General features: G+C 69.2%; 14 protein-coding genes and 1 pseudogene. 9 read left to right on the top strand and 6 right to left on the bottom strand.

What is annotated here, in order from left to right; genetic code table 11:
* Positions 1–81 precede the first annotated feature (81 nt).
* Both QMG86_RS05640 and QMG86_RS05635 read left to right on the top strand, forming a co-directional pair.
* Positions 82–948: an alpha/beta fold hydrolase gene (locus QMG86_RS05640; RefSeq protein WP_281878085.1), complete on the top strand. Its 867-nt coding sequence runs from the start codon at positions 82–84 to the stop codon at positions 946–948.
* 274 nt (positions 949–1,222) lie between these two features.
* Positions 1,223–2,896 (top strand): bifunctional 3'-5' exonuclease/DNA polymerase, encoded by a 1,674-nt coding sequence (locus QMG86_RS05635; protein WP_281878084.1) that lies wholly within the window; start codon positions 1,223–1,225, stop codon positions 2,894–2,896.
* A 263-nt stretch (positions 2,897–3,159) separates the two neighbouring features.
* Here QMG86_RS05635 and QMG86_RS05630 read toward each other — a convergent pair whose 3' ends face one another.
* Entirely contained in the window at positions 3,160–3,834 is a 675-nt protein-coding gene (locus QMG86_RS05630; RefSeq protein WP_281878082.1) for a hypothetical protein, read from the bottom strand.
* Between the two features lie 321 nt (positions 3,835–4,155).
* Between QMG86_RS05630 and QMG86_RS05625 the strand changes: the two are divergent.
* Positions 4,156–4,611, top strand: a pseudogene (locus tag QMG86_RS05625) (SRPBCC family protein); the annotation flags it as partial.
* A gap of 235 nt (positions 4,612–4,846) precedes the next feature.
* On the opposite strand, the gene QMG86_RS05620 reads toward QMG86_RS05625, so the two are convergent.
* The 3 genes from QMG86_RS05620 to galK all read right to left on the bottom strand — a co-directional run bounded on the left by QMG86_RS05620 (position 4,847) and on the right by galK (position 8,188).
* Positions 4,847–5,101 (bottom strand): hypothetical protein, encoded by a 255-nt coding sequence (locus QMG86_RS05620; RefSeq protein ID WP_281878081.1) that lies wholly within the window; start codon positions 5,099–5,101, stop codon positions 4,847–4,849.
* Between the two features lie 12 nt (positions 5,102–5,113).
* Positions 5,114–6,832: a sodium:solute symporter family protein gene (locus QMG86_RS05615; protein ID WP_434086194.1), complete on the bottom strand. Its 1,719-nt coding sequence runs from the start codon at positions 6,830–6,832 to the stop codon at positions 5,114–5,116.
* A 231-nt stretch (positions 6,833–7,063) separates the two neighbouring features.
* Positions 7,064–8,188 (bottom strand): galactokinase, encoded by a 1,125-nt coding sequence (galK, locus tag QMG86_RS05610; protein WP_281878079.1) that lies wholly within the window; start codon positions 8,186–8,188, stop codon positions 7,064–7,066.
* A 322-nt stretch (positions 8,189–8,510) separates the two neighbouring features.
* On the opposite strand from galK, the gene QMG86_RS05605 reads away from it, so the two are divergent.
* Together QMG86_RS05605 and QMG86_RS05600 are read left to right on the top strand one after the other, a co-directional pair.
* Complete coding sequence (locus tag QMG86_RS05605; RefSeq protein WP_281878078.1) at positions 8,511–8,717, top strand: hypothetical protein; 207 nt, start codon at positions 8,511–8,513, stop codon at positions 8,715–8,717.
* A complete protein-coding gene (locus tag QMG86_RS05600; RefSeq protein ID WP_281878077.1) occupies positions 8,717–10,249 on the top strand; it encodes a GGDEF domain-containing protein in 1,533 nt (510 codons plus the stop codon). The genes QMG86_RS05605 and QMG86_RS05600 overlap by 1 nt, the downstream gene beginning before the upstream one ends.
* A 1-nt stretch (position 10,250) precedes the next feature.
* Here QMG86_RS05600 and QMG86_RS05595 read toward each other — a convergent pair whose 3' ends face one another.
* Both QMG86_RS05595 and QMG86_RS05590 read right to left on the bottom strand, forming a co-directional pair.
* A complete protein-coding gene (locus QMG86_RS05595) occupies positions 10,251–11,000 on the bottom strand; it encodes a DUF6319 family protein (protein WP_281878076.1) in 750 nt (249 codons plus the stop codon).
* A gap of 320 nt (positions 11,001–11,320) precedes the next feature.
* A complete protein-coding gene (locus QMG86_RS05590; RefSeq protein WP_281878075.1) occupies positions 11,321–11,938 on the bottom strand; it encodes a TetR/AcrR family transcriptional regulator in 618 nt (205 codons plus the stop codon).
* Positions 11,939–12,150: 212 nt separating this feature from the next.
* On the opposite strand from QMG86_RS05590, the gene QMG86_RS05585 reads away from it, so the two are divergent.
* Genes QMG86_RS05585 through casG form a run of 4 tightly spaced genes read left to right on the top strand, consistent with a single transcriptional unit; the run spans position 12,151 to position 17,416 of the window.
* Complete coding sequence (locus QMG86_RS05585; protein WP_281878073.1) at positions 12,151–13,518, top strand: flavin-containing monooxygenase; 1,368 nt, start codon at positions 12,151–12,153, stop codon at positions 13,516–13,518.
* Positions 13,519–13,525: 7 nt separating this feature from the next.
* Complete coding sequence (locus QMG86_RS05580; RefSeq protein WP_281878071.1) at positions 13,526–14,683, top strand: serine hydrolase domain-containing protein; 1,158 nt, start codon at positions 13,526–13,528, stop codon at positions 14,681–14,683.
* A complete protein-coding gene (locus tag QMG86_RS05575) occupies positions 14,683–15,729 on the top strand; it encodes an NAD(P)-dependent alcohol dehydrogenase (RefSeq protein WP_281880794.1) in 1,047 nt (348 codons plus the stop codon). The genes QMG86_RS05580 and QMG86_RS05575 overlap by 1 nt, the downstream gene beginning before the upstream one ends.
* A gap of 37 nt (positions 15,730–15,766) precedes the next feature.
* Positions 15,767–17,416 carry a steroid-24-oyl-CoA synthetase gene (gene casG, locus QMG86_RS05570; protein WP_281878070.1) on the top strand — a complete coding sequence of 550 codons (1,650 nt, stop codon included), beginning with the start codon at positions 15,767–15,769 and terminating at the stop codon, positions 17,414–17,416.

Here is a 17,416-nt window from a genome sequence, read left to right as displayed (position 1 = left end):
GGCGCGAAGCCGGGTCGGCGACATCCGCTGCCACGACCGACCCCGAGTGTCCGTTCGATGAACACGACCAGGAGAAACACGATGAACGCAGTGCGTCACAACACCGTCGAGGTCCAAGGGCTGCCGGTCTTCTACCGGGAGGCGGGAGATCCGAGCAAGCCGACGCTTGTGCTGCTGCACGGCTTTCCGACGAGTTCGGCGATGTTCCGCAATCTGCTGCCGGAGCTGGCCGCGGACTATCACCTGATCGCGCCGGACCATATCGGGTTCGGGCAGTCGGCCATGCCGTCCGTGCTCGCCTTCGACTACAGCTTCGAGAAGCTCACCGAGGTCACCTCGGAACTGTTGGACGTCTTGGGCGTGCAGCGGTTCGCCCTCTACATCCAGGATTACGGTGCACCGATCGGGTTGCGCATCGCCTCCCGCAATCCGGACCGTGTCACCGCGATCATCACCCAGAGCGGCAACGCATACCTGGAGGGCTTCACCCCCTTCTGGGAGGTGCTGTTCGCACATGCCAACGACCGGGCGGCACATGAGCCCGAGGTGCGTAAGCTGCTCGAACTCGACGCCACGAAATGGCAGTACACCCACGGCGTCCCGGCCGACCGGCGGACGCGGATCAGCCCCGACACCTGGACCTTGGATCAGCACTACCTGGACCGGCCAGGCAACAAGGAGATCCAACTCCAGCTCTTCGCCGACTACAAACTGAACCTCGATCGCTACCCCGAGTTCCAGAAGTACTTCGCTGAGCACCGGCCTCCCGCCCTGATCACCTGGGGCGAGCACGATGAGATCTTCGGAGCCGACGGCGCGCGCGCCTACCTGCGCGATCTGCCGGACGCCGAACTGCACCTGCTGAACACGGGCCACTTCGCCCTGGAAACGCACGGCACCGAGATCGCCGCACTGATCCGCGACTTCCTCACCCGCACGCTCGGCTGACCGGCCCAAGGCCGAGCCGGGCCGACAGCGCGCTGGAGCGAAACCGCACTGAGCCTCGAAAAGCGGACGGGGTATGCCCGGGACCGGACATACCCCGTCCCGCGCCGGGGTCCACGTCCAGCTCGTCGAACCGATGGAATCATCGGTTGCCGATTCTGTCGGGCCTGGCCGACGAGGGTTGGACCGTCGGCATGCGGTGAGATCCGGTGAAACAGCCCGGCGACGCGACGAAGCGCTGCCGATGGTGTCGGACACTGGTGCCAGACTCGAGGATGTGAGGTGGGCGGTGGCGGAATCGGGCGAGGGGGGCGCGTATCTGTGTCCACTCGATCCGGACGGCCGGCCCGCTGGGGCGGTGGTCTACGAGCCGTCGATCGCCGAGGCAGTGCGTTCCCGCCCCGAGGTCGAGCGGTGGGTGTGGCGGTCCACCGCCGAGATCTACCGGCCCCTGCTGGCGGCGGGCGTGCGGGTCGAGCGCTGCTACGACGTGGAGGCCGCGGAGGCATTGCTGATCGGGTATGAGGAGGGGCAGTCGGGTCAGCCTCGTTCGCTGGCGGCCGCTTGGGCTCGCCTGCACAATCTGCCCGTTCCGCCGGATGCCCCCGCACGGGCCGCCGAGAGCCAGCCGTCGTTGTTCGAGTCGGGCCCGGTGCCGCTGCCGGCCGGTACGAATGAATTCACCGCCCTGTTGCAGGTCTACGCGGGTCAGATCGCCCGGACGGCGGCCACCGAGCATCCGGAGCGGATGCGACTGCTGCTCGCCGCCGAATCGGCGGGCATGCTGGTTGCCGCGGAGATGTCGCGGTCGGGGATCCCGTGGCGCGCGGACGTGCACCGCGAGTTGCTGGACACGCTACTGGGCGAGCGCTACCCGGGCGGGTCGCAACCGCGCCGGATGGCGGAGTTGGCCGAAGAAGTGTCGCGGGCTTTCGGCAACGGAGTGCGGGTCCGTCCGGACTTGCCCAACGACATCATCAAGGCCTTCGCCCGCGCCGGAATCGAGTTGTCTTCCACGCGGAAATGGGAACTCCAACGCATCGATCACCCCGCGGTAGCGCCGCTGCTGGCCTACAAGTCGCTGTATCGCTTGTATACCGCCCACGGCTGGTCCTGGCTCGAACAGTGGGTGCACGGCGGCCGCTTTCGTCCCGAATACCTGCCCGGCGGCACGGTTTCAGGCCGCTGGACCACCAATGGTGGTGGGGCACTGCAGATCCCGAAAGTGATCCGCCGGGCGATACGCGCCGATCCGGGCTGGCGCCTCGTGGTCGCCGACGCCGATCAAATGGAGCCACGGATACTTGCCGCCGTCTCGCGCGATCCAGGGCTGATGGAGGTGGCCGGTCGAGGTGAGGACCTGTACGCGGACCTGGCGGCCCGTGGCTTCGGCGGCGACCGCGCGCAAGCCAAACTCGCCCTCTTGGGCGCCATCTACGGTCAGACCTCCGGCGATGCGCTGACCCACTTGGCCGGTCTGCGTCGCCGATATCCGGCCGCGGTGGCCTATGTCGACGACGCGGCGCGCGCCGGTGAGGAGGGTCGTCTGGTACGCACGTGGCTGGGGCGGACGTGCCCGTCGGTATCGGCCGCGCCGCCCGACCATCAGGACCTGTCCGGGGAGAAACCCGGCGAGTACGGCAGTACCTCGGCGGCGCGTGCCCGTGGCCGCTTCACTCGTAACTTCGTGGTGCAGGGTAGCGCCGCCGACTGGGCCCTGCTGGTCCTGGCGGCCCTGCGACAGGCGATGGCTCGGGCCGGGCTCCGTGCCGAGCTGGTCTTCTTCCAGCATGACGAGGTGATGGTGCACTGCCCGTCGGAGGAGGCGGCGACGGTCGCCGAGATGATCGCCACCGCGGCCGATACCGCGGGCCGGCTGGCCTTCGGACCGACACCGGTTCGGTTTCCCTGCACCACGGCGGTGGTGGAATGCTACGGGGACGCCAAATAGGGCTCGAGCCCGACGGTGGTGAGACGTGACGGTACTTCCTGTGCCACTGAGGCTCGCACCGAGTCGTCACAGTGACTCGCGGCATTCCGGCCCCGGCATCGAGGTCGACTCGATGCCGGGCCGTCGATTACGGGTGGGCTCGACCAACGGATTCGCTGCGGTAGCAGGAGCTCGGCTGTCGACGAGGGCCGTGCGGACGCCCGAGGGCACAGTCGGGGACGTGCTCCGCACGATGCCGAAATCAGGTGCCGTGGATCTCGAACTCACTTCGGCAGGGCGGTGACGCATTCGTACATGTGGCCGTCGAAGGAGCCCAGCGGGGCCACGCTCCAGAGCATTCCGGTTTCCTCCATGCTCGGCGTATAGATTTCGCTGCCTGCGCTGTTGAAGTAGCCGAATGAGGTTCCGGGGAAATTCTTGCCGGAAGAGTTCAGGTATCGCGACATCGAGTCGACGAACGTGGCGAATCGCGCCGAGTCGGTGGATTCCTCTTCCGCTACCGCGGCGGCGTTCTGCGACCAATCGTCGTACTGCTCCATCATCGAACCGGACGGCGCCGGTGTGCCGGACGGAAAGGCGATGGCCTCGTAGATTCGGGAACGGTCCCGGAACCCGGACAAGGTCCAATAGATCGACGACGCGTCGCCCCGATCGGTGCTGTCGACATCCGACATGTGGCAGACGCCGTACGCGTGGACGTCCAGTTTCAAGCCGAGACGGCTCAACCAGCCGGGTAGCGCGTCTTCGAACTGGCTGAGGCAGGACTCGTCGTCGCTTCCGTCCTCTTCCGCCTCGGTGGCGGCCATCAGGCAGGCGAGCTGATACGCGCCGTAGGCGTCGTCCCGGCCGCCGTTGGAGGCCGCTACGCGCTTCTTCACCGCCTCGGGATCGCGCATCTCGCTTCGGGTGGGCATCTCGAAAATTCCGACCTTCTTCATTTCGGACCCTCCTTCACTCGATGGTCAGGTGCGGTCACCATGACGAAAGTGTGATTGCCGCAGCAGCAAGAATGTCGCGACGCGTCAGCGGATGTCCTCGCACGTTTCGGGTGGTCCTCGCATTCGAGGGCGAAGCCACGAGGGCCGAATTTCGGCGGATCGGCCGGCGCCGCCGAGCGTGGGTAGCGGGACCGCCGCCTGTTTGCCCCCCAACGCCCCGGGTAAGCGATCAATGTCCCGAGTCGCCCCACAAGGGAGCGCTTGTCAACCGAGAGACGCCGGCCCGCGAATGGTGCGGGCAGGCGAGGAAAGGGGTAGCAAGTGAGCACAATGGCCGCCACGGTGGACGTCGAGGTTCCGGTTCGCACCGCCTACAACCAGTGGACGCAGTTCGAGTCGTTTCCGCAGTTCATGGAGGGTGTCGAAGCGGTACAGCAGATCGATGACCGGCATATGCACTGGCGTGTCCATGTCGGCCCGTCGACGCGGGAATTCGACGCGACCATCACCGAGCAGCATCCCGACGAACGCGTCGCCTGGAAGTCCGACAGCGGGCCCAAGCACGCGGGCGTCGTCACGTTCCATCGGCTCGACGACACCCACACCAGGGTGACCGCGCAGATGGACGTCGACCCCGAAGGGTTCGTGGAGAACGTCGCCGACAAGCTCGGCGTGCTGAAGCACCGGGTGAACGGTGACCTGGAGCGCTTCAAGCACTTCATCGAGCACCAAGGCCGCGAGACCGGTGCTTGGCGCGGTGACATTCCGCGGCCGGACGCCGGTAGCACCGCCACGGAGCGCGGCGCGACCGGCACTCCGGGCGCAGGCACGACCGGCACGCCTGGCGCAGGCGGAACCGGCATGCCGGGTGTCGGCGGGACCGGCACCCCTGGTGTCGGCGGAACCGGCACCGGCGGAACGGGCACCTGGCCCGGCGGAACCGGTACTCCCGGCGTCTGACCCGTGTGACAACCGGCGCCCCCTGGGAATCTCCCAGGGGGCGCCGGACGTGTCAGGCGGAGCCGGACTCCTCATCGGCGTGCTCCGCCGGGTGCGACTCCGGCGGCACCTGGACCGGACGCCACAGCGCCCATGCCACGAAGACAAACGCGACCACGCCCATGCCGAGCCCGGCCCAGAGGTTCACGTTCACCCCGCCGGTCTTGGCCTGCTCGGCGGCGGTGTCGTGCACCAACCCGGTGATCACGAGGACGATCGCGTAGCAGCCGAGCAAGCCGCCGACGATGGTGCGGATATCGAAAAGCATGGCGGCGGTTCCTTATCCGACGACGATGTTGAGCAGGATGACGAGCACGAACGCGATGCCCGCCAGCAGGACCGGGCGCTGGTACCAGGGCAGCGTGCCCGCCTCCGGGTCGGTGCGCACTTCCTTCGGCGTCTCCGAGTACACCAGCCCGACCAGTTCCGCCGCCGGTTTCGGCCGAGTGACCTGGGTGACGGCGACGCTGACGACGATGTCGACGACGAAGGCGACCCCGGCGGCGACGAAACTGGCTCCCTGGCCGGACAATTCGAAGACCTTCGTCTCGTGCAGGATGAAAACGAAGATGGCCGAAGCGGTTCCGCAAACCAGCCCCATCCAGCCCGCGGTGGGCGTCATCCGTTTCCAGAACATACCGAGGATGAACGTGGCGAACAGCGGCGCGTTGAAGAAGCTGAACAGGGTTTGCAGGTAGTCCATCATGTTGCTGAACCCGGAGGCGATGAACGCGGTGAAGATCGCGGCCACGGTCGCGCCGACGGTGGCCAGCCTGCCCACGCCGAGGTAGTAGCCGTCCGGGCGCTCCCGCCGCACGTACTGCTGCCACAGGTCGTAGCTGAAGACGGTGTTGAACGCCGAGATGTTGGCCGCCATGCCCGCCATGAAGGCCGCCAGCAGACCGGCCAGCCCCACCCCCAGCAGGCCGTTGGGCAGGACGTCCTTCATGAGGTACAGCAGCGCCTGGTTGTAGGTGGTGTCGCTCTCGAAGTCCGGATTCGCGGTCACCGCCGCCTTGTACTCCGCCATCTGCGGCACCAGCACGGCGCTGATCATGCCGGGGATCACCACGATCAGCGGGATGAACATCTTCGGGTAGGCGCCGATGATCGGGGTGCGCCGCGCCGCCGAGATGGAGTGCGTCGCCATCGCGCGCTGTACCTCGACGAAGTTCGTGGTCCAGTACCCGAAGGAGAGCACGAACCCCAGGCCGAACACGATGCCGAGGATCGAGAGGAAGTCGTTGCCGAATCCGCTGAGCGCATTGCCCGGCCAGGACTCCAGCTGTTGCGCACCACCCGGCGAGGCGGAGACACGGTCGCGCAGCCCCTCCCAGCCGCCGATCTTGTGCAAGCCGACCAGGGTGAGCGGCAGCAGCGCGGCCACGATGACGAAGAACTGGAGCACCTCGTTGTAGATCGCGGCCGACAGACCGCCGAGGGTGATGTAGGACAGCACGATCACCGCGGCCACGATCACCGAGACCCACAGCGGCCACCCCAGCAGCACGTTCACGATCGAGCCGAGCAGGTACAGGTTGACCCCCGCGATGAGGATCTGCGCGATGGCGAAACTCAGCGCGTTCACCAGATGGGCTCCGGTGCCGAAGCGGCGGCGCATGAACTCCGGCACGCTGCGCACCTTGGAGCCGTAGTAGAACGGCATCATCACCACGCCGAGGAACAGCATGGCGGGCACCGCGCCGATCCAGAAGTAGTGGAAGGTCGGGAACCCGTACTCCGCGCCGTTGGCGGACATGCCCATGATCTCCACCGCGCCGAGGTTGGCGGAGATGAACGCCAGACCGGTCACCCACGCGGGCAGCGAGCGCCCCGACAGGAAGAAGTCGATGCTGGAGGACACCCGCTGCCTGGCCAGCAGGCCGATGCCGAGCACGAACACGAAATACAGCGCGACCAGCGCGTAATCGACGGGCTGAGCGTCCAGCCGGAGGGTCTCGGCGGCTACCAGCTGCGGCGGCGGGGCGGCCGGGTGCAGTCCGGGCACGGCGGCGAGAACGGACGGATCGGCGAGCGGCACAGCGTTCCTCCTGGCGGGTACAACCGGGGCGGCGAGCGGGATCGCTCGTCGTGCGACAGCGTGCGTCGTGCTGGGCCTGCCCGGCGCGCGCGACCTCTTCGTCGCCCGCCGAATGGTGTCGGCAGACACCACTCTGCGCGATCATGCCCTACCGGCGGGGCACATTCGCGCACAAATCCGGCCGGGCACTCAGCCGATCCGATGCGCTCCGGCGGCGGGGACCACCACGAACGTGCGCGGACCGGGAAGACCCGCGGCGGCGAAGCGCCGCCGGACCGCCTTGACCACCGTCGCGGTGCGGTCCTGGTCGACCAGCGCGACGACGCTTCCGCCGAACCCGCCGCCGACCATCCGCGCGCCGTGCGCCCCCGCGGCCAGCGCGGCGTCGACCGCCGTGTCCAGGGCCGGGGTGGACACCTCGAAGTCATCCCGCAGCGACGCGTGCCCCGCCGTCAGGATCGGGCCGATGCCCCGTGGATCGGCGCCTTCTCGCAATTTCTCGGCAACCGCGAGCACCCTGGCGTTCTCCGTCACCACGTGCCTGGCGCGGCGGCGCAGCACGTCGTCGGCGATCCGGCCTGTGTCGGTCGTCGTCACATCCCGCAAGGTGCCTGCGCCGAGCGCCGCGGCGGCCGCGGCGCATTCGTCGCGCCGCTCGCCGTAGCGGCCGTCGACCAGTTCGTGCGGCTGGCCGGTATCGATCACGAGTAGTTCGAGTCCGAAGGCGGCGAGGTCGAAGGGGATCTGCTCGTGCCCGGTACCGCGCGGCGCGGTGGTGTCGGCGGCGAAGGCCCGCACGTCCAGCAGCAGCGCGTGCCCGGCCGTGCACAGCAGCGCGGCCGATTGGTCCAGTAAGCCGGTCGGCGCGCCGACGTAGTCGTTCTCTGCGGTGCGGGCCACGTCGATCAACGATCGGTCGGTCAGGCCGGGGGCGAACAGATCACGCAGCGCGACCGCCACCGCGCAGGACAGCGCCGCCGAGGACGACAGGCCCGCGCCGATCGGCACCTCACCGTCGAGGTCGAGATCCACGCCGGGAATCCGATGCCCGCGCCGGGTGAACTCCGCGACCACCCCGAGCGGATAACGCGCCCACGCGGGCATCCGGGCCCGCTCCGCGGCGAGGTCGGACACCGCGACCAGCACCGGCTCGCCGGGCCGCTGCCGCGAGCCGACTCGCACCGCCCCGTCGGCGCGCGCCGCCGCCGTACATCGCATCACCAGCGGCAACGCGATCGGCAGGACGTAGCCGTCGTTGTAATCGGTGTGCTCGCCGATGATGTTGACCCGGCCCGGCGCCACCCATGTCCGCACACTCGCTCCTCGCTGTCTCGGTCGGTGCAAGGGTACGAGACACGCGCGCGAGCATTCTGTCCGCGCGCTCGGCCGCGTGATCGGCGTTCGTGGACGCACCATCGATTGCGGCGGAAGACCGGCCTGCGATATCTCGTGCCGCGTCCGTGCCCCCACCCGCGCGAAGACATTCGGGCCGCGGGCGAATGCCGTCGCCCGGCAGGTAGCGCATGCCGCGGAGTTCCGGGCGGGATGGCCGACCCCGCCTGCGGAAGTCACGGCGCACGTCGACGGGTTTCACCCTTGTTGCGCAACTGCCCGCGAAGAAGCGGCATTCCATGCCATGATCAAATCAGTTGTCCAGGTATTGGTTGCCGAGCGCGCAGCGGTCGGTTGGGACATCTGCTCGTACAACAACACTCGGTTAGCGTTCGCCGACAGCATCCGGGCGGTGCTCGGCGAACAGGCGAACGTCGAAGTCGCGGTGGAGGATTCCCAGATCTGTTACGCGGCCCGGTGCACCGGGGACGGAGCGACCAAGGGGGGCTGATGACACCCAGTGAACAGCCACAGACCAACTGTCGGCGCAGTATCGGAACGGGCTGGTACGCGGTGCTTCTGGGGGGAAGCGGGGCCGCGATCGCGGTCCACCTGGCGCTCGACTCGCAACTGGTGGCGTTCGTGACGATGGTGGTCATCGTCGGCGAGACCGTAGCCATGGTCGCCGTCGGGATGCGTACGCACCGGCCCGCGCATCCGCTGCCGTGGTATCTGCTGTCCGGTTCGGCGGTGCTGTTCGCCACCGGCACCACGCTGCGTGACGTCGGCGACCACGCGGTGCACCCGCTCGACGACGCGTTCAGCCTGCTCGGTTATCTCGGTGTCGGGTTCGCCGCGCTGATCTGGCTGTGGCCGCGCCAAGTGCACGGCAATTACGACCTGATGCTGGACTCGGCCCTCATCGGACTCGGCGCGCTGCTCGCCTCCTGGACCTTCCTCATCTCACCGATCCTGCAGTCCACCGTGACCGGACTGGACGCGCTGGTGGCGGCGGCCTACCCGGTGCTCGACGCGCTGCTGCTCACCTTGGTGGCGCACTCGATGGCCACCTCCACGCGCGCGGAGACTTCACTGTGGCTGTTGCACGCCGGATTGATCGCGGTGCTGCTCGGCGACCTGGGCTACACCTTGGAGACCGCGGGCGCGACCGCGCTCGGGCGCGAGGTGCTGCTGGCTCCCCTGCTCGCCGCCTATGCCACCGTGGGCGTCGCGGCGCTGCACCCGACCATGGCCACGCTGGGCACGCCGCGGCGCATCCACCCGCACCATTCCAGACAGCGCGCCAGCCTCATCGCGATCGCGCTGATCGTGGCCTCGCTGGTCCCGGTGGTCGGATCCAGCCTGCGGCCGCTCGACCGCGTGGTGGTGTCGTCGCTGTTCGCGCTGCTGCTGATCGGCATGCTGGTGCGCAGCGAGCGCGCGATCGTGCGCAGCGCGCGCAGCGAGCGGCGCGCGCAGTACCAGGCCGACCACGACATGCTCACCGGTTTGCTGAACCGGGCCGCGCTGCTGCGCGCCCTGCGCCAGCGCGGGGAGCAGTGGGCCGAGCAGCCGATCTGTCTGCTGTTCATCGATCTCGACGGCTTCAAGCGGGTCAACGACAGCTACGGCCACGCCGTCGGCGACGAGCTGATCGCGACAGCGGCGAGCCGGATCCGGCGGGTGGTGCGCCGCGAGGACGTGGTGACCCGCTACGGCGGCGACGAATTCGTCGTGCTCGCCCCGCTCGCCCGGCCGGACGCCGCCGTGCTGGCCGAACGGCTGCTCGGCGCGTTCGTCCGGCCGTTCGGGCTGAGCGCGGGCGAGATCCCGATCACCGCGAGCGTCGGCGTGGCATGCGCCGGTCCGCGCAGCTCGGACACCGACATGCACCGCCTGCTGCGCGACGCGGACGCGGCCATGTACCACGCGAAGCAGCACTCGCTCGGCTACGCGTTCCACGACGACGTGCGGCGCGCGCCGCCCGACACCGAACGCCGGATCTGGCGCGCCGCCGCCCGATCCGCCAGTCCGGCGGTGTGACTCAGTCGCTCAGCTCATCGAGCAGGCGCCTGGCCTCCTCGAGCTCGGCCTGTAACTGCTGCACCTTGGCCTCCTGCACCCCGCGCAACGCCTCCAAGACCCCGGAGACCACCTCGGCGACCTCGGGATGCAGGATCTTCGCCGCCTGCGCCACGGCGGAGCCGGCCACCGGGATACCGCGCAGGGTGCGCTTCTTTCCGCTGACCACGTCGATCGTCCACTCGCCGTCGGCGGTGCCGGTGAGCGTCACGGTGACCTCGGGCGCCTTGGCCTTGCGGGCGGCGGCGGTCTTGGCGGGCTTGGGCGCGGGCGCCGCCGGGGCGTGCTTGCCCGCGCGGCCCGCTTCCCCGGACGCCTCGGCCGGCTTCGGGGCGGCCGGAGGCTCGGGTGCGCTCGCCGGTTCGGGTCGCGCGGTGGTGTTCGTCGTGGTCGACGACTGGGTCACAGAAGATTCCTTCCTGGTCGACTTCGGCTGGGCGGTAGCGCCCGCCGCCCCTCGCGGCGGCTTGGTCAAGGTCACCTCGATGGGAGAGAAGGACAGTACATCCTTCGATCCGGTCGGCCGGACCTGCAGGAAGTCACCGTCGGCCGGATCGCCGAGCGCGATCACCTTGCCCGAGCGCCCCTCCGGAACGCCGACCGCGGCGGCGGTGAACCACACCATGGGCGGACGGCCACCGGCTATGTCCGTGGCGATCTGCTGAATCTCGCTGTCCGACAAAGGTTGCGGCTTGGTTCGTGGGGACGGCATGGTGACTCCGAGCGATTCGTGGTTGGCTGCGTGCACAGATGATGCCCCACGACGCCGACAGATTTGCGGGCCACCGTCGAATCCGGCCTGCGGACACCTCGGTTCGCGCATTCAGCGAATATCTGGCAACAGCCCCGAAGTCCCCGCGTCGGCACGAGCGTCGGCACCGCGTCGGCCGCCGGTGTGCTCGCGATCAGGATGATCGCCGGAACACCTGAGGCGCGATCGCCTTTCGACGGCGCACGGCCGCTCCGATTCCCACGCCGCCACCGGTTCACGCCGGATAGGCGCAGCGATGCCGAGCGGGCGACCAGGCGCGATCAGCTCGTCGTCGGCGCGCGCAGAGCGGGAAACCAGATGTCGGTGAGCACCTCGACGGCTTGGTCCACCGAGACGTCGATGGTGCCCTGCATAGCCCAGCGGGTGAAGAACCTTTCCAGTTGAGCGACAAGCAATTCCACGCGCAGCCGCGCCTCGTCGCGCCGGTCGGCGGGCCACCCGGCGAGGTAGGCGGTCATCGCGTTGGGCAAGGCGAGGATGCCTGTGCGCGCGATCTCGCGGAACTCCGGTTCCAGTGCGGTCGCCTCGTCCCAGGCGGGCAGCAGGTCCTTGTACTCGTGAAACCACTCGATCGCTCGGGCCACCCAGCCCGCGAACTCGGCGCGCGAACCGGTCTCCAGCACCCGGTCGAGGTCCTGATAGAAGTGCAGCGCGGTGGGCACGGTGCCCTGTTCGGCGATCGCGCGCAAGATCTCCTGCTTCCCCGCGAAGTGCAGGTAGAACGTGGCCCGGCTGCAACCGACCGCGGCGGCGATGTCGTCCACGCGCACGGCCGCGTAGCCGCGGGCGGCGAACAGCTCCTTGGCGGCCTCCGTCAGCCGGGCCCTGGTCTGCTGCTTCTGCTCGTCCCGCAGGTTCGTGTTCGCGTTCGTCCGCATGGTGGACAAGTACCTCGAATTCGTAAAAGCCGTCCTGACGTGCTGCTTCCGTTAAGGGAGTCTACGCATCGAAGGCTTGGATGGACAGCTCGTCACTCACTAGACAGTATGTCTAGTGAGTGTTAGTTTGTTGCCTACGTCACTCCGGTGCGGGTTCCGCGCCGGACGGTTCGGCCGTCGTCGAGGACGGCCCTCCAGCACGAGGACAGTGAATGACGTCAACCGCACTCCCCCGCGTCTGCGTGATCGGGGCGGGCCCTTCCGGGATCACCGCCGCCAAACGCCTGAACGACCACGGCATCCCCTTCGACTGCTACGAGGCGTCCGACGAAGTAGGGGGCAACTGGTACTACAAGAACCCGAACGGCATGTCGGCTTGTTACCAGAGCCTGCACATCGACACGTCCAAGTTCCGCTTGGCCTTCGAGGACTATCCCGCGCCCGACGAGTGGCCGGACTTCCCGCACCATTCCCAGCTGTTCCAGTACTTCCGCGACTACGTGGACCATTTCGGCATCCGCGACCGGATCGTGTTCGACACCGAGGTGACCGCCGCCGAACGCGCGGCCGACGGCCGCTGGCTGATCACCACGAGCGAGGGACGCACCAAGGACTACGACGCGCTCGTGGTCTGCAACGGGCATCACTGGGACCCCCGCCTTCCGGACTATCCCGGGACATTCGACGGCACGCTGCTGCACAGCCACGCCTACAACGACCCGTTCGACCCCGTCGACATGCGCGGCAAGCGCGTCGTGGTGGTCGGCATGGGCAACTCGGGCCTGGACATCGCCTCCGAGCTGTCGCAGCGGTTCATCGCCGCGAAGCTCTTCGTCTCCGCCCGGCGCGGGGTGTGGGTGCTGCCGAAGTACGTCAACGGCAAGGTGGGCGACAAACGTTCGATGCCGCGCTGGATGCCGCCGAAGCTGGGGCTGAAACTCAAGCAGCGCTTCGTCCGGAAGTTCCGCGGCAACATGGAGGACTACGGCCTGCCCAAACCCGACCATCTGCCCTTCGAGGCGCATCCCTCGGCGAGCGAGGAGTTCCTGCATCGCGCGGGCTGCGGCGACGTCACGTTCAAGCCCGCGATCACCGCGCTGGAGGGGCCGCGGGTGCGCTTCGCCGACGGCAGCGTCGAAGAGGTGGACGTGATCGTCTGCGCCACCGGTTACCGCATCTCCTTCCCGTTCTTCTCCGATCCCGAACTGCTGCCCGACGCCGACAACCGCTTCCCGCTGTTCAAGCAGATGATCAAGCCCGGCGTCGACAATCTGTTCTTCCTCGGTCTGGCCCAGCCGCTGCCCACGCTGGTGAACTTCGCCGAGCAGCAGAGCAAGCTGGTCGCCGCCTACCTGACCGGGCGCTATCACCTGCCGTCGGCGGAGGAGATGCGGGCGGCCATCCGGTCCGCGGAGTCGGCCCGGACGGGCCGCTACTACGACTCGCCCAGGCACACCATCCAGATCGAATTCGAACCGTATGTGCGGGACATGCAGCGGGAATTGGCGCGCGGTGCGAAACGCGCGGCCGCGGCGGGGAACGCGCTGCCGGTTCCGGCCCGCACGCTCGAACGCGTGTGAGGCGGCGATGACCACTACCACGGGAACCGCCACGTCGGGATTCTGCGCGGAGCGATTCGAGCAGGTCCGAGCGGAACTGGAGACCCGGCTCGCCTCCGGGGACGAACTGGGCGCGTCGATCTGCGTCACGGTCGACGGCGAACCGGTCGTCGATCTCTGGGGCGGCTACCGCGATCCGGGACGCACCGCGCCATGGACCGAGGACACCTTGGTCAACGTCTTCTCCCTCACCAAGACCATGACCGCGCTGAGCGCGCTGCTGCTGGTCGAGCGCGGCGAACTGGACGTGCACGCGAAGGTGGCCAGGTACTGGCCGGAGTTCGCGGCGAACGGCAAGGGGGACATAGAGATTCGTCATCTGCTCGCGCACACCTCCGGAGTCTCGGGCTGGCAGCCGCCGATCGAGCTGGCCGACATCTACGACGCGGAAGCCTCCGCCGCCCGCCTCGCGAGCCAACCGCCGTGGTGGGAGCCGGGCACCGCGTCGGGGTATCACGCGCTGGCCTACGGCCACCTGATCGGCGCGGTGGTCCGCCGCGTCACCGGACGCTCGCTGGGCGAGTTCTTCGCCGAAGAACTCGCCGGGCCGCTGGGCGCGGACTTCCACATCGGCACCGCGCCCGAGCACCACGGGCGCATCGCCACCTTGATCCCGCCCGCCGTGCCGGAATTCGACCTGGCCGCCCTCGACCAGGACAGCGTGCTGGTCAAGACGCTCACCAGCCCGCTGCTCGACATCGCCGAGACCGCGAGCGCGGGCTGGCGGCAGGCCGAGATCGGCGCGGTGAACGGCCACGGCAACGCCCGCTCGGTGGCGCGGGTGCAATCCCTGGTGTCCTGCGGCGGCGAGCTGGACGGGCGGCGGCTGCTGTCGGAGAAGACGATCGACCTGATCTTCCAGCAGCAGTCCGACGGCGTGGATCTCGCGCTCGCGGTGCCGCTGCGGTTCGGCATCGGTTACGGTCTGCCGCAGCGGCAGACCGCCCCGGAAGTGCCGGACGGCCGGGTGTGCTGGTGGGCCGGGTACGGAGGCGCGATGGTGGTCAACGACCTCGAGCACCGCACCACGTTCGCCTACACCATGAACCGGATGGCCCCCGGCCTCATCGGCTCCGACCGCGCCGACGCCTACCTGCGCGCGACGTTCGCGGCGGTACGCGGATGATGCGGGCACTGCAGCTCACCGCGCCCGGGGTGCTGGAACTGCGCGAAGTACCGATCCCACGGATCGGACCCACCGACCTGCTGCTGCGCGTGGGCGCGGCGGGCATCTGCCATTCCGACCTGCACGTGCTGCACATCCCCTTCCGGATGCGCGAGGAGCCGCTGACCCTCGGCCACGAGATCGCGGGCACCATCGAGGCCGTCGGCGACGCGGTGGACGGCCGCCGGGCAGGTGAGCGCGGCATCGTGTATCTGTGCTGGTCGTGCGGGGTCTGCCGGGAGTGCACCGGCGGTAACGAGAACGTCTGCCGCGCCGCGGGCCGCACCGCCATGCCGCCGTGCCCCGGTCTCGGGCCGGACGGCGGAATGGCCGACTACGTCCGGGTGCCCGCGAGTTCGTTCGTGCCGATCGGCGACCTGGATCTCACCGAAGCCGCGCCGCTGGCCGACGCCGCGCTGTCGAGCTATCACGCCATCCGCGGCGCGCGCGAGCAGCTCGGGCCGGGATCGGTGGCGGTGGTGATCGGGATCGGCGGGCTCGGTCACGTCGCGGTGCAGATTCTCGCCGCGACCACGGCGGCCCGGGTGCTGGCGGTGGACGTCAGCACCGACAAACTGGAACTCGCCGCGCGCTGCGGTGCGGCGGAAGGACTCCTGGCGGGCGACGACACCGCCCGCGAGATCCTCGACCGGACCCAGGGCCGCGGCGCGGACGCGGTGTTCGACTTCGTCGGCGTCGACGCGACCGCACGACTCGCGGTGGAGTCGGTGGCGCCCAACGGGGCGTACCGCATGATCGGCCTGGGCGGCGGCGCGCCGGAGATCACGGCGGCGCCGGCCGGTGGCGCGGGCTGGCCGTGGGGCGCGTCGGTGCGCAAGTCCTACGGCGGCACCAAGTCCGACCTGATCGACTCCGTGGCGCTGGCCGCGGCGGGAAAGCTCCGCGTCGAGGTGGAGCGTTATCCGCTGGCCGAGGGCCGCGCCGCCCTCGACCGGCTGGAACGCGGCCTGATCACCGGCCGCGCGGTCCTGGTCCCGGAACCGTGATGAATCGACCCCGCGCAGTGACGAGGAAGTACCCGATATGACGAAACCCTTCGACCCGCAGGCGTACGTGGCGGAAGCCGCGGCCCGGCTCACCGGACCCGGCGGCCGATTCGAGATGGTGGTCGAGGACGTGCTCGGCGCGCCCATGCCGGTGGTGCGCCACCGCAAGTCCTCGCTGCGCGAGATGCTCGTCGCCGCGGCCGAGCACGGCGACCGGGACTATCTGGTCACCGCCGAGCGCAAGATGTCCTTCGCCGAGCACGCCGCCGCGGTCGCGGCACTGGCCACGGCCCTGCGTGACCGATGCGGAGTCCGCAAGGGCGACCGGGTCGGCATTCTCGCGGCGAACACACCCGAATGGGTGCTCACGTTCTGGGCGGCCCAAGCGCTCGGCGCGATCGCGGTGGGCTACAACGCGTGGTGGGCGCCGCGCGAGATCGCTTACGGCGTCGAGCACACCGCACCGGCCGTGCTCGTCGTCGACGCCAAACGCGCCGCGCTGGTGGCGGAGCTGGACATCCGGATCCCGGTCCTCACGATGGAGCAGGACGTATCCGCGCTCATCACCGAATACCGGACCGACGAGCTGCCCTACGCCGAGATCGACGAAGACGATCCCGCGGTGATCCTGTACACCAGCGGCACCAGCGGACGGCCCAAGGGGGCGGTGCACTCCCACCGGAATCTGGTGGCCGTCACCGACTATCACGTGTTCAACGACGCACTGGCCGCCGCGCTGACCGGGGCGACCGAACTGCCCAGCGGGCGACGCTTCCTGCTCACCTCACCGCTGTTCCATATCGCCAGCCTGCACAACCTCGTGGTCCCCCGGTTGGTCACCGGCGACGCGGCGGTGATCCACCAGGGGTCGTTCGACGCCGATCGGGTGCTGCGTTTGATCGAGGCCGAACGCGTCACCAACTGGGGCGCGATGCCGACCATGGCGACCAGGATGCTCGAACTGGACCTGTCCGGCTACGACCTGTCCTCGCTGGCCGCCTTCTCGCTGAACTCGGCGCCGTCCTCGGCCGCGCTGCAACAGAAGTTGCGCGATCAGCTGCCCGTCGCGCGCAACGCGCTGGTCACCAGCTACGGCCTCACCGAATGCAGCACCGCCGCGACGCTGGCGAGCCCGGCCGAGCTGGCGGCGTTCCCGGACACCGTGGGACGCCCGGTCGTCGGGGTCACGCTGGAGATCCGCGACAGCGCGGGCAACGCGGTCCCCGACGGCGCCGAAGCCGAGATCTGGGTGCGCAGCCCGTATGTGATGCTCGGGTACTGGCAGGACGATGCCGCCACCGCCGCGGCGATCACCCCGGACCGCTGGCTGCGCACCGGCGACATCGGGGTGCTGGAGGACGGGCGACTGCGTTTGTCCGGGCGCCGCTCGGATCTCATCCTGCGCGGTGGGGAGAACGTCTACCCCACCGAGATCGAGCAGTGCCTCGAGGAGCATCCCGCGGTGCGCGAATGCGCGGTCCTCGGCGTGCCCGACGCCGACCTCGGCCAGCAGGTCGCCGCCCTGGTGGTGGTCGAAAGCGGCACGGCCACCAGCGAAGCGGAGCTGCGCGCGTTCACCGCCGAGCGGCTCGCCTACTACAAGGTGCCCGCCCGCTGGCGGCTCACCACCACCGCCCTCCCGCGCAATGCGACCGGCAAGGTCGTGCGGGCCGATCTCGAGGTGTAG

It is taken from the genome of Nocardia sputorum, from assembly GCF_027924405.1.
In the GTDB taxonomy this organism is placed as follows: Bacteria; Actinomycetota; Actinomycetes; order Mycobacteriales; family Mycobacteriaceae; genus Nocardia; species Nocardia sputorum.
The sequence above is the reverse complement of the archived record's forward strand: the minus strand, read 5'-3'. Positions and strand labels throughout refer to the sequence as shown.